Raw genomic sequence first — 13,147 nt, 5'->3', positions numbered from 1 at the left:
CTATTACATTGATCAGACCAATACGTTAAATAAGTTTTATTCACCAGAGCCAACAAGTACAGGTTTAAATATTCCACTACTGGTAAGTAATGGTTATCTTTTTTTTAAACCAGATATTTACAGAGTATCAGGACAGCCAGGGCAAGCAGCTTTAAATAGCGTTATGGCCGGAGTAGATTATTTATCGACTCTGGAGTATGTAGATACTTCTAAAATGGCTATTAGTGGTCATAGCTTCGGAGGTTATGAAACGAATTATATTCTAGTAAATAGTAATAAGTTTAAAGCTGCTCTGGTAGGAGCTGGACCGTCAAATATAATTCAAGGTTATAATGAAACTTGGGAAATGGGAGAATCTAAACAAGATTACCTAAGAAATGGAGCCTATGTTATGGAAAGAAGTTTAGAGGATGACAAAGAAGGGTACATTAGAAACTCTCCGATACTTTTTACAGATCAAATTTCTACTCCAATATTACTTCTTCATAATGAAAAGGATAATGCTGTACCAGTAACGCAAAGTCTGAATTTATTCATACAACTTAGAAGTTTGCAAAAACATGCTTGGTTATTACAATATAAAGATGAGACACATGCACTTGTAATTGAAAGAAATCAATTAGATTTTCAGGATAAAGTAAAGAGTTATTTTGATTATTATTTGAAAGGTCAAATAATGCCACCCTGGATGATTAACCATATAAATCCAGGTATCCTATCAAATTGATAAATGTTAAGGGGCCAAATCTTGGCCCCTTAGTGTTAATTATTCACCTGAATAGATTGGTGTAAGTGTACAAGTAGCACCTTGAACTAAAGTTGCATATGTTGTAGTAACAAATGGACCAGTTGGTGATAATGTGCGGAAAGTCAAAGGAACGGTACAAACATTAGTAGTTGTTGTTGTTTTAACAAAAATAGTGTCTGTACTTCTTTTAGCCTTAGCAGCATATACGCCACCAACAACTGCCATTACTGCTATTGCAGCCAGGAATAATTTGGCTTTTTTCATAAAATTAAAATTTATGTGTTTAAGAAAGATTTTACCTACTCTATTCATCGGGTTTTCGGTTACCCCCGTTTCTTTCGTACGAAAAAGAATTTGTGATCAGTGTTCCGAATGGGTAGCTACATGATCCGGATCATTATAGCATACCAATCGAAATACCCATATTTTTATCATACCTGGTAGGGTAATGTTCATCACCCAAGCCAGTTTATGAAAGGCAATTTTGAATAGTAATTTTTGTTGAATTTATAACTGTAGAATTACGGTTTTCCATTAGCTAATAATATTCCTTTAAGCATAAACATTACTGTTTTCCCGGATCTATACAGGGACGGTAAGTATTGGATGACCCTCACCAATCCCTGTACATAACCCAGACTCAGTTAATCCACAAAATTTATTACTATGAAAGATCACATCCGGTAGGAGGCGTTGCAATTCGCCCCAAACCAGATCATGAATAAAGCTGACGAGGTTTTACAATAGATTTTTTCACTGATTTAAATGTTGGGTTACAATTTCTTTCAATCCAAAGGTACAAGCCAACACTACAATAATATTGCAGTGTACATGAGAGATAGAGAATACTTTTTAGGAGAAAGAGGAAAGGGCAATAAATATTGCCCTATACATCTATGTACCATTAATTTATTGCTGAAGTTAGCATAGGAGATAGTATAAAACTACAAAACACCGCTTACCTATTATCGCAGTGTACATCGTAAATTTTTCTACCCGTTATTGATTTTGTATATTGTGTATTCTTTATGAGAAAAATAATAATTAATGAGTGAAAAGTTTAAATTAAAGTTTACCAAACAATGCGCTAAATGCCCGTGGAAAGTAGGCATAAAACCCGAAGACTTACCAGGGCAATATTCCAAACAACTCCACCAAGACTTAGCCAGTACAATAGCTGATCCCAATCCAATAAACTACAATCCAGATCAAGAACGTGAAGTGATGGGCTGTCACAAATCGCCGTCTGACTTTTGCATCGGGTATCTTCACAACCAATTAGGTGAGGGCCATAACCTGGCATTAAGAGTAGAATTTATAAACTGCGAAAACTTGAAAGATTTAAAAGTAGTAGGACCACAGCACGCCGCCTTTGAGGATATACTACAACCAGATAACCATGTATCAGAGAAATAAAAAAAGGACAGTTTGAAAACTGCCCCTAGTCCATCTTTAGAAGTATAAATATAAACAAAAGGAAAAGGTATAGGATTTGATCTCCCTGAAGATAATAAACTCCGCTGTTATCTAATTTCATATTACCTCCATCTGCTCATCAAATAAAGCAAACGAATATCGGTGTATTAGGAATAAATGCCTTTTCTGATCATGCTTATAGAAGTGCTTAGGCCGAAAAAGGCATTTGTTCCTCATACGCAAGCCCGCGGCAGGCGAACAAACTTATTTCAGGAATATTCTATTTAGATGGTTTATAATTTTCTAACCATTCTACTGCATCATGACGGACCAGGTATAAAAACAGATGCTGCCATCTAAAAAGATCAGGCACATACCAACGCCCGGAGCCATTAATCAGATCAGGAGACCAGTTGACTTCATGCACTTTATCCGGCGGCACCTTCATGCACATTTCTCCATACTTGGTATTTCCTGTAGCCATGCTGTAAGCCGCAAACCAAGGATCATCCCGCCAGCCGTTCATCGGTTCCCACTCGATCAATCTAAGTGTAAGATCTCCTGAAATGGGCGTAAGCGGCGTACCTGTTGCCCTGCTCAGTTCATAAATCCTGACCACAAAAGAAAAAGGGCCGTGTATCTGCTCGTAACCCTCTGCCACCGCCGATGTAACTTTGTAATATTCTCCCAAATTCAAATTCACGGAACAAATATGCTAAAAATATTAGCAAATCATATCCTGTTGTGTTACCTTTTTGTATCTTGTGTAACAAATTGCAAAACTATCAGATTTCATGAGTGAAAAATTTAAACTGACGCTCACCAAGCAATGCGCTAAATGTCCGTGGAAAGTGAGTACAAACCCTTACGAGATACCTGGTGAATATTCCAAAGAGCTACACGAAAAATTAGGCGATATCATACCTGATCCCGATCCTCTAAAATATACCCCAGTAAAAGAACTCAGAGTAATGGGGTGCCATCTTTCCCATAAAGATTATTGTATTGGATATTTGCATAATCAATTAAATTCAGGGCATAATTTGGCATTGAGACTACGATTTTTTAAATGCGAAAACGCGAAGGACATTCAGATTGTAGGGCCACAACATAAAACGTTTGAAGATACGCTGCCAAAGGATTGAATATTATTCAATCCGGCTTGTAACATATTAAAGCCTACCTGTATACACACTGTTACTACATACCAAACTATTCTCTTCCATGAAAGCCAGGTAAGTTTCCAACACCTGCCCGGTCCAGCTCTGATCAGGTAGGGGCAACACCTCCAAGCCGGTAGACCTCTTTGCCCCGCAAAGATTAAATGCGCCCTGCTGCAAGGCAGGCGCATAAGCCAGCAGCAACACATGATCATTACAGTGGGGGTAAGTCAACACCGGGGACCAGTTAAAAACCAGATCATCACCGTTCAAAGTAACCGCAGCATTGCTCCCTGTAATCACAAGCGGACCTTCACACACCCGCAGCCTTGTATAATCCAATGCAAAGGCAGGGTAAGCCCCCATAACTCCATTTCTGAGTTGGTAAGCCACTGCCGCATTGTAAGCCGTTATAGCCTTGCCTGTCACCACACCCGCAAAGCCAGATTTGATAAAAGGAGTAATGCTGCCTAAGAACTGATTCACCACAGCCATTTTCTGCCTGGATGCTAGTTGTTTTATACTAGCAGGCTTTGTGCTTTTGCGCTTGCAGGACCGGACAATGACCTGTCCTCTGGACTGGTACACCTCTACTCCACCACATATACCCGTTAAGGCGCTAAATAAGCCTTTTGTTAAACGTGCCATATATTTGATTTGAAGATATAGGGCTACCCCTGCATAGCCCCATTATCATTACCAGAATTACAAAATAGCAACGGTGCCAACAAATTTACTGTTGCTCACCTTGCCGTTAATACCCACAAAAGATAAATACCCATATACATCATCACCCACAAACTCCGCTGGGCAAGTCAGTGTATACGTCAGTGCAGAGCGGAGCGCCGCATTGACCAAAGTAACAAACAGCTTCTTTGTCGGGTTATATACCATAATTGTGAGCTGATCTGCCGGATTGCTCAGGGGCGAAGCCACTGCACTAGCCAGCCATTCAAATTTGATTTTGCCACCTGGCACAGATTCTATAGAATTGCCGTTTGGACCTACCAATTTACCCCGGCTAAAGGACACCTGCAGGTGATTGATTTCAAAGCTGGGCGGTGTCCCCTCAATGCAATGGGCGTTTAAACTATCACCAGGATACAAGCATAAAACGATGTAACAACACTAAAAGTTACAACACCCATACATTAACTTCGTATTAACTGATTTCAATTTTTGGAGTACTATTTTCGCGGCTCGTTACCTCATGTAGTTTGATATATTATGTTTAAGATTTCATGTGAAAAACACACCCTGAAAGGTTTGCTTTTGGCTTCCCTGTGTCTGTCCGGCTGCAAAAAAGACCCGAACAGCACGCAGTACCTGACCACCATTAGCACAGGACCCGCCCAAAGGAAAACAATAGTACTCCCCGATAGCAGTACCGTTATCCTCAATGCAGAAAGCTATGTCACTTACGCTACCAAGAACTTTAAACGATCCATACAGGTGGACGGAAATGTTTATGTCATTGTAAACAACAAGGCCAATACAGACTTTGTAATGACCCATGATAGTATGAACCTGATCACCAAAGACGCAGAGTTCAACTATGACAATTCAGAAGCAAAAAGTGGTGTAAAGTACGTTGGATACGGCACATTTTATCCACCAGCTAGGTTAACCGTAATAAACGGCAGCCTGGAAGTAAACGCCGCTTGGGCAAGCGGCAAATGGAAAGCAGGTTACTCCGGAACAGTATCTAAATATGAAAGTTATACCTTTGTACATGATAGCACCCTGAAAGTTACCTGGATACATGGTTATTATGATTTCACATCCGTTCCCTTTGGTGAGCTATGTAGGCTAATGAGTAGAATGTATGCCCTTCATGTGTATTACGATCGGTACGACGAGCCAAATCTGATCGGACCGATACATTTAGACATTACACAATCAAAGTCCTACCTTATTGAAGATAGCACCTTGAATAGCCAAATAAACTTCGCCATCATTAACGATAGTACAGTATTTGCCAAAGCACTACATTAATAAAGCCTCTCCACATGAAGTTTCTAACAAAGCTATTGTTATTAGACATGTATAGCGTAAAGTGGAAGAACGTTTTGGTGGCCCTGCCGCCCATGTATCCAGTACTTACCTATATCCTGTTCTGTTGCGATCAAATGACAAATCTCAAAAAACTAGACTTTAATCCATTGAGCATGTCTTTCGAATGTGCAGCCATTGGTTTAGGTGCCACTCTTTATACCGTACCATTGACCTGCGGTTTCATAGGGATGAAGATTTTGCATATGATTCATCATGGAAAGAAGAAAAGTGTAGTCAGGATCATTTTTTTTCATATCGTAGTGGTAGGGGCTATCTATTGGATTGCACTAAACTATTCTCATTCGCATAAAGTGGCTGCTGGCGGTGTATTGGGCATCACAGCCGTTATAGGCTTTGCCAGAGCATTGATGGCGGGCAGAACCTATATATATGTTTTAGATCGAAATAGAATTAGGGAAGAGAAAATAATATACATCAAATTAATGCGCGAAATCAAAAGGAAAAAAGCATTTAAGAAGAAGTTGAAAGAGTGGCAGAAACGCTCTAAAATGAGTATAGCCAGTTTTTCATAATTGGTGTATTTCGGTTAATAGTATAAAAGGCTCCCAAAATGGGAGCCTTCTTTCTTTCTCAGGTATAAGCAATTACAACAGAATTAAAATTATTGCAATATTACTTTTCGCGTTTCTTTCTGCGTATCGTCACTAATTTCTATCCAATAACTCCCTGCTGGATTTTTGCTCATATCAAGCGTAACCCTCGTTGTTGTAGCAGGATAACGTACCCTTTGGTAATTTACCCCTGAGCTGGAAAATACACGGACCATTCTTATTTCCTTTAAGCCCTTACTATTGGAAGGAACAGCGCCTAAATCACAAATAACCTGGCCTGCTGTTGGATTTGGATAAACTTTTAACGAAATGTTCGACACCGACTTAACCTCATCTGGCATTATGTGCTTAGAATTAGTAGCCGTATCCTTATTCAGATCCGGATTTGCCCTACGTTCCAAACAATCCCCAGAGCGTCGGGCTACGGTCCAACTGCGGGTAACCGGTGTAGTGGTGCCGCATGGATTAACCGCACGTAATTTACAGGAATACGTGGCCGGACCAGGTACATCCTGATATACATAATACTCTGTAACCCCCAATGTGGCGTTATACGCTGTAGGGCATGTTATCCATGTAGTGCCTCCATCGGTACTCATTTGATAAGCGGTTGCGGTGGCGTTCATACTACCCTTAATATTCCATCCGCATGTTGACGGATGCGCCACGGCATTGGCCACCGGATCATTAACCAATCCAACACGCACCTGTTTATTTACAGCGGTAGAGCCACCGCAAGCGTTAGAAATAGTCGCGGTAACATTCACTGTGGCATTTGAACTGCTCACACGCGTTAAGGTAATGGAGTTACCTGTACCAGATGAAGGTGTTACAGAGCCGGTAGGGGCTACACTCCAATTGACCGATGCGCCTGCGGGTACGCCTGTTATGCTATACGTAGCAGAGCTGCATATGCCTGCGGGTGCAGTAGACATGGTGCCAGAAAGTACGTAGGCTGAACCTACGCCAACGGCATAAAGCGCATTGGTCATGGCTACCTCTTGGCAACTTCCAGCACCGTACAGTACTTTTGCTGCTTGGATCACATTGTCCCTGAAATTGGCAAATGTGCTACCCGATACCATGTAGTTCACCTCTGCATAATACACAATGGCTATGGTTTGTGTGATACCAATACCGGTTACGCTGTAGGCATTACCAAGATCATTTGTGCCACTTCCACCATCTGAGGCCAAGTAAAGTGCATGACTGATAATACTCATGTTTCTATGTACGCCACAGCCATCATTTCCACTGCCACCACTAGAAGGAGTACAACCTACCGTAGCATAGTAATTGAGACCATTATAGGTATCGGGCTGCGGTTGAACGATAGAGGCTTTAGGGTTATCAATATACCGTAGCGGCGTTGTACCGGCTTCTTCCATCATGGACCAGGTAATCCCTGTAGGTAGTTTTACAGATTCAATTGCAGCGCCATAGAAATCTGCAATCCCTTCATCTGTGGCTCCCGATTCTTTAGCATAGATAAGGTTCACCTCTGCATAGGCAATGCCGTGTGCATCTTCATGTGCAGCACAATCCAAAGTAGTCATTGGGTTAAAGTAATAAGCACCATAAGCACCGGGCGAACCGTATACCACAGCATTGAAACTGGATATAAATCCAGAGTTAACAGGCACACTCCAATGTACATAACCGGTAGGTGATCCTCCACTGCCATTGGTACCCGATCTGCCCATCGAAGTCCAATAATCTCTAATCTGTTCTTCTGCCCAATGAACAGAGAGCGCATCCCAAGAGCCACCGTGTTCTGCCTGAGTCCAATTGTTATCATTATCCGTCCATTCGGGAGCTGAGGCCAAGTTAGTGGAAGTAGCGGCTTGGTAACCCAAATCCATAGTATGCAGAACTACAGAATTTCTCACCTCATAAAGCCGGTAACCACTGCCCCCGTAGCTATCTGTAACAATAGACCTCACACCGTTGTAATAGGTATATCCACTACCTGGTGTATTAATGGTTCTTACCTGCGTAATTCTGGAAAGCAAACTACCCGTTTGGGCATCAATGTACACCAGTTCGTCACTAAATGGCTCTGTAGCCATAATGTGAAATTTCCAGGCAAGTGCAATGGTGTCTATACCCTGTGCGGATGATTCGGTGATCACCAGTTCACCTACGGGCTGTTGTGTCAGTTCGTTATTAAGGCTTTTAGCGGTTGGCGTTTCATTCCAAGAATAACGCTTTGCATTTACAAGACCAAGAGCCATTTGTAAAGCCCTGTCTACGCTTACAGATGGTGTTGCACTAAAATCTGAAGCAATGGTTTTGGTGTTCCCATTGGCCGACTCTATGCTGGTAATGCTATGGGTGATGAACTGGGCACCCTCTACCTTTACGCCGTGAAAATATTGGTCGTACTTTTTGTGGGTATACCCTTTCTGGTCGCTTTTACTCTTCAAAAATCGGTATTCATCTATACCTGGGCGCGCCTTCAGAATACTGTTGAGCAGTGTTACCTCGTCTTTAAGGGTACGAGATAGATGCATGTCTTGTGTAAAATTGATCTGGGCAATAGCTCCGGCTTTATCCCTACGGATAAAGACAGTATCACCCATTGGGTCCGGGTCTTGGGCATACAATTGCCCGGTGTACTGGCCTGCGCACAGTAACAACAGTAGAAGTTTCTTCATGCTAAATTATGATTGGTTTTTAAATCTGGAGGGAGGGAGAAATGAGGCTACATACGTTTCAATTCATATCCAGTGATTTCACCTGTAGGTTGTACAAGTATGAGGTTGCCGTTCTCTACCCGGTCTGGTACATAATGAGGGGTAAGACCGTAACGCTCTACGCCGTAAAGGCTTATAGCGCCCCATGTGTAAGCCAAAACGAATTGTTTGGTATTGCCATCATACCAGTTTATAGAATCGGCAGTAATGCGTACATACTGATTCTTTGGGTAGCTAGGGTAACCGGTTATTCCCCCAGCAACAGATACCACTTCAAAATACCCAATAGTTATTTCCTTAATCTTTTCTTCGGGCATCCCTAACAGGTTATAGTTCTGCGGAGCTTTTTCTTTTGAGCAGGAAATCAAGGTAAGCAAAGGAACGAGCAGGTAAAGTTTATAGAAATAATTCATAGACAGAAATTAGGCCGAAGATTAGGGTATAAAATACAATACATGAGCAATCGGGAAGCAAGTTACAGCTCAGATAGATATGCCGACGTTAATGCGCAGTTAATGAAAAAAAATCATTTTTTTGTCCTATACCTGCCCTTGTTCCTTGCATTTATTATAGGTAAATTAGTAGAACCCTATCAGTTGCATGGATTTGTTTATAGCCCGGAGTAATGAATGTGTACCGCAAACTTTCTGATCAAGAACTGACTGTAAAGTTAGATGAACTGGACAGGGCCGCTTTGGAAGAAGTTTATTTACGCTTCTGGGCAGTACTCTATGACCATGCCCGTAAAATGCTGCGGGATGATGAAGCCGCAGAAGATATAGTACAGGACCTTTTTACCTACCTGCTTACCCATATGGGGCATCTGAACATCAACACCTCTTTATCTTCTTACTTGTACAGGTCTGTAAAGAACAGAGTGATTAACCATTTTGATAAAGACAACAACCGGCAGAAATACGTTAATTCTCTAGCAGACTTTTATAACCAGGGCAGTTATGCTACCGATGAAAAGGTATTGGAAAATGACCTGAAACAACGCATAGAGAAAGCTGTAGCCAGTTTTCCGGAAAAAATGCGCGAAGTATTTGAACTGAGCCGCAATGAAAACATGAGTCGCAAAGAGATTGCTGCGGTAACCCATACCTCCGAACATACGGTGAATGCACAATTGGGCCGCGCTTTGAAGATCCTGAAATCCAAACTCTCTATTTGGTTTTTTTAAAAATATTTTCATCACGTGTAACTATCCTCCTTCACTTACCTGTCATACCCTTATAACAGCCAAAACATGACACCGCAAGAGGCCAGCGAATTATTAGAAAAGTTTAACCAGGGCAAATGCAGCCCTGAAGAACTGGCATTGCTAAACAGTTGGTACAACCATCTGGAGGGATTTGCCCCGCAACCCGCCCCGGTACCCTATAACATCATAGAAAAAAAGATCTGGAGTAGAGTAAATGGTACGGACCGTAAGACATTTAAGCTAAAAACCGTACATAAATGGGCGTGTGCTGCGGCAATAGCTGGAATACTTGCAACCAGTGCCATTTACTTTATTCAAAAAATTAATCAATCATCTACCTATGCTTACAACAAAGCCCATGACATACCAGCAGGAAGCAACCAGGCTATATTAACCCTGGCCAATGGTAAGCAAATCCCGCTTGATAGTAACCAGAAGGTATATACCGTTATCTCAACTCCCGGCATTTCATCTACAAACACCATTACAACCCCAAACGGGGGCCAATACCAGGTTATCCTTCCCGATGGCACTAAAGTATATTTAAACGCAGCCAGTAGCCTAAAATATCCCGTTACGTTCAACGGGGCAGAGCGCAGGGTAACTTTAACCGGAGAAGGCTACTTCGAAGTTACCAAAGATGCTAAACATCCTTTTGTGGTTGCAACTCTCGGCCAAACAGTTAAGGTACTCGGTACGCATTTTGGCGTATCGAGTTACCCTAACGAACCAGTGAGAACAACACTGGCCGAAGGATCGGTACAAGTTTCCCTTTCTGCTCCGCTTCATCCCGTTACATCCCGGGATCTCACAACGGTGTTGATTCCCGGACAACAAGCCATTAACAACGGCAGTTCTTTAGAAAAAATACAGGTCAATCCTTCTGATTACCTGGGTTGGAAGGACGGTCTTTTTATTTTTAATCATACCCCTCTCAACAATGTTCTCCAACAAATTGCCCGTTGGTATAACGTGCAGGTAGATGATACCGGCTTACCTGCTATCTACTTCGACGGCGAAATTTCCCGCAATCTTCCCTTATCAGAACTTTTAAAAGCCATTGAACTAAACAATCATATCATTTTCAAAATAGAAGGAAGGAGGATCAGCATTCAGAAATAAAACGAACCGACAACATGATGCTGTGAGGTATTAACCGGGAGTGCAACGAACACCCCCGGATGTGTTAATGCTTTACAAGATCGACTATTCTACTAACCAACCAAATGTATCAACTAACCTTACAAAATTATGAATTATTGCAACTTATGCAATGATGGCTTTTTGTCTATGTATAGACGGAAAGTAACCACCATGAATAAACTATTAAAATACATTGTAGTGATGAAACTCATTATTTTAATAACAGCCCTGAGCCTCCAAGTATCGGCAGCGGTATATGGACAGCAAGTAACCATCAGTTATACCAATGCGCCACTGCGCGAAGTAATGACTGCGGTGCGTAAGCAAAGCGGTTATAACTTCTTATTTCAATCAGAATATTTAAAAAATGCCAAACCGGTAACCATTAATTTAAACAACGCCTCTATCGAAAAAACTTTACAAAGCATATTTCAAGATCAGCCTTTTAGCTATAGAATTGACGGAAAAGTGATCACCATCAAACCCAAAGAAAAAGACAAATCTTTTATAGAAAAGATAAAGGATTTTTTTTCGGTGATCACTTTTAAGGGAAAGGTGACGGATGAAGACGGAACGCCTTTACCTGGTGCAACTGTGAGGGCTGGTAACAAAGCTACTTTAACCAATACCAGCGGAGAGTTCAGCTTATCTGGTGTAGAAGAGAATACGGATGTGGAAGTGTCTTATATTGGTTATGCACCGGTTAGGGTTAAAGCCAGCTCCGTGTATATTACCATTCATTTGACACGTAAAGCTGGTGAGCTGGAAGAGGTGAAGATCAATAAGGGATATTATAGCACTACAAAAGAGCTGAACACCGGCAATGTAACGTTAGTACGTGGGGAGGACCTAAGAAAGAACAATACCGGAGATCCTTTAATTGCTTTGGAAGGTCAAGTACCGGGATTATATATTGAACAGACATCTGGTGTACCAGGTTCGCAAATTAATGTCAAACTCCGTGGTCAAAACAGTTTGAGAGGTGATGCGAATGCGCCTTTATATATTGTGGATGGGGTTCCTTTTCCTTCTGCCAGTTTAACACAAGGAACTACTATAGCGGGTGCGGGTGGTAGTTTAAATCCTTTAGCCAATATTGGTTTAAATGATATTGAAAAAATAGAAGTTTTAAAAGATGCTGACGCTACCGCTATCTATGGTTCCCGTGGGGCCAATGGCGTGATCCTCATCACCACAAAAAAAGGGATAGAGGGTAAAACTAGAGTAGATGTAAATTTTAACTCTGGCGTAGGTAAGATTTCCAATAAGCTAGATTTGATGGGGACGGAGCAATATTTGGCCATGCGTAACCAGGCATTTGCAAATGATGGCGCTACACCTTCCGCAGCAGACAATGATATAAATGGCCAATGGGGCAATATCCATCAATATACGGACTGGCAAAAAGTACTGATTGGTGGTACTTCGCATATTACCAATGCGAATGCTTCCGTATCTGGCGGTAACGCTCAAACGCAGTTCCTTTTTGGTGGCGCCTATAGAAAAGAGGGGACGGTTTTTCCTGGGGATTATCGTGACCTGAAGACTTCAGGCCATGCTAGTATTAACCATGAGAGTGAAAATAAAAAATTTCACAGCAATATATCCGTAGGTTATTTAGATGATAACAATGTCCTGCCAGCGACGGATTTTACACAAAACATATTATTAGCGCCGAACACTCCACCGATTTATAATGCAGATGGTACACTGAATTGGCAAAATTCTAAGTGGGTAAATCCATTGTGGCTTACCTCTAAAAAAGCGACTACGATTACGGACAACTTAAATACAGCGCTAAGTTTAAGTTATGAAGTAATAAAAGGACTTTCAATCAATAATAGAATGGGTTATACTGATATTAGATCTAGTTTTTCTAATATAAATTCTTATTCGAATTTCAATCCTGCCATTACAATTCCTCCAAATTCAAGGCAGAATATTTTCGGTAACAGTGGAGTGAAAACTTGGATTATAGAACCTTCCATCAATTTCACCAAAAAGATTGGCGGTGGAACTTTGGAATCTTTATTGGGAGCAACTTTTCAGCAAAATGATCAAAAAGCCTTATTAGAGGCAGCTTTGGGGTTTTCTTCACCGTCAATAGTAAACAATATTGCCGCGGCAACTACGCAGATAGTGATAAATTATAC

General features: G+C 41.3%; 15 protein-coding genes. 9 read left to right on the top strand and 6 right to left on the bottom strand.

The features are described 5' to 3' along the window. A partial coding sequence (locus DBR11_RS05015; RefSeq protein WP_146186467.1) for a S9 family peptidase occupies positions 1 to 727 on the top strand: 727 nt, incomplete at its 5' end. A gap of 39 nt (positions 728 to 766) precedes the next feature. Here DBR11_RS05015 and DBR11_RS29500 read toward each other — a convergent pair. Next, entirely contained in the window at positions 767 to 1,012 is a 246-nt protein-coding gene (locus DBR11_RS29500) for a hypothetical protein (protein ID WP_158275214.1), read from the bottom strand. A gap of 783 nt (positions 1,013 to 1,795) precedes the next feature. On the opposite strand from DBR11_RS29500, the gene DBR11_RS05005 reads away from it, so the two are divergent. Continuing rightward, a complete protein-coding gene (locus DBR11_RS05005) occupies positions 1,796 to 2,164 on the top strand; it encodes a DUF6283 family protein (protein WP_108550512.1) in 369 nt (122 codons plus the stop codon). Between the two features lie 280 nt (positions 2,165 to 2,444). Here DBR11_RS05005 and DBR11_RS05000 read toward each other — a convergent pair whose 3' ends face one another. Further along, positions 2,445 to 2,867, bottom strand: a complete 423-nt coding sequence (locus tag DBR11_RS05000; protein ID WP_108550511.1) for a hypothetical protein — start codon at positions 2,865 to 2,867, stop codon at positions 2,445 to 2,447. Between the two features lie 91 nt (positions 2,868 to 2,958). Here DBR11_RS05000 and DBR11_RS04995 point away from each other — a divergent pair, with 91 nt between their 5' ends. Continuing rightward, entirely contained in the window at positions 2,959 to 3,309 is a 351-nt protein-coding gene (locus DBR11_RS04995; RefSeq protein ID WP_108550510.1) for a hypothetical protein, read from the top strand. A 27-nt stretch (positions 3,310 to 3,336) separates the two neighbouring features. On the opposite strand, the gene DBR11_RS04990 is transcribed toward DBR11_RS04995, so the two are convergent. Further along, positions 3,337 to 3,972 (bottom strand): DUF6266 family protein, encoded by a 636-nt coding sequence (locus tag DBR11_RS04990; RefSeq protein WP_108550509.1) that lies wholly within the window; start codon positions 3,970 to 3,972, stop codon positions 3,337 to 3,339. Between the two features lie 57 nt (positions 3,973 to 4,029). After that, positions 4,030 to 4,431: a DUF6266 family protein gene (locus DBR11_RS04985; protein ID WP_108550508.1), complete on the bottom strand. Its 402-nt coding sequence runs from the start codon at positions 4,429 to 4,431 to the stop codon at positions 4,030 to 4,032. A gap of 120 nt (positions 4,432 to 4,551) precedes the next feature. Here DBR11_RS04985 and DBR11_RS04980 point away from each other — a divergent pair, with 120 nt between their 5' ends. Both DBR11_RS04980 and DBR11_RS29495 read left to right on the top strand, forming a co-directional pair. Beyond that, a complete protein-coding gene (locus DBR11_RS04980; RefSeq protein WP_108550507.1) occupies positions 4,552 to 5,319 on the top strand; it encodes a FecR domain-containing protein in 768 nt (255 codons plus the stop codon). A 14-nt stretch (positions 5,320 to 5,333) separates the two neighbouring features. Next, positions 5,334 to 5,912 (top strand): hypothetical protein, encoded by a 579-nt coding sequence (locus DBR11_RS29495; protein ID WP_158275213.1) that lies wholly within the window; start codon positions 5,334 to 5,336, stop codon positions 5,910 to 5,912. Between the two features lie 89 nt (positions 5,913 to 6,001). Here DBR11_RS29495 and DBR11_RS04965 read toward each other — a convergent pair whose 3' ends face one another. Next, positions 6,002 to 8,608, bottom strand: a complete 2,607-nt coding sequence (locus DBR11_RS04965) for a M4 family metallopeptidase (protein WP_108550504.1) — start codon at positions 8,606 to 8,608, stop codon at positions 6,002 to 6,004. A gap of 47 nt (positions 8,609 to 8,655) precedes the next feature. After that, positions 8,656 to 9,060, bottom strand: coding sequence for a hypothetical protein (locus DBR11_RS04960; RefSeq protein ID WP_108550503.1), 405 nt, complete (start codon positions 9,058 to 9,060; stop codon positions 8,656 to 8,658). Between the two features lie 42 nt (positions 9,061 to 9,102). Between DBR11_RS04960 and DBR11_RS29490 the strand changes: the two genes are divergently transcribed. From DBR11_RS29490 to DBR11_RS04945, 4 genes are all read left to right on the top strand, one after another. Then, positions 9,103 to 9,273, top strand: coding sequence for a hypothetical protein (locus tag DBR11_RS29490; protein ID WP_158275212.1), 171 nt, complete (start codon positions 9,103 to 9,105; stop codon positions 9,271 to 9,273). After that, a complete protein-coding gene (locus DBR11_RS04955) occupies positions 9,273 to 9,830 on the top strand; it encodes an RNA polymerase sigma-70 factor (protein ID WP_108550502.1) in 558 nt (185 codons plus the stop codon). Before DBR11_RS29490 ends, DBR11_RS04955 begins: the two co-directional genes overlap by 1 nt. Before the next feature lie 66 nt (positions 9,831 to 9,896). Further along, the gene (locus DBR11_RS04950) at positions 9,897 to 10,973 is read left to right on the top strand and encodes a FecR family protein (RefSeq protein ID WP_108550501.1); all 1,077 of its coding nucleotides are present in this window, start codon (positions 9,897 to 9,899) and stop codon (positions 10,971 to 10,973) included. Positions 10,974 to 11,165: 192 nt separating this feature from the next. Beyond that, positions 11,166 to 13,147 (top strand): SusC/RagA family TonB-linked outer membrane protein (locus DBR11_RS04945; protein WP_158275211.1); only part of this gene is annotated, 1,982 nt, incomplete at its 3' end.

Origin of the sequence: Pedobacter sp. HMWF019 (assembly GCF_003061025.1) — a bacterium.
GTDB lineage: Bacteria > Bacteroidota > Bacteroidia > Sphingobacteriales > Sphingobacteriaceae > Pedobacter.
The sequence above is the reverse complement of the archived record's forward strand: the minus strand, read 5'-3'. Positions and strand labels throughout refer to the sequence as shown.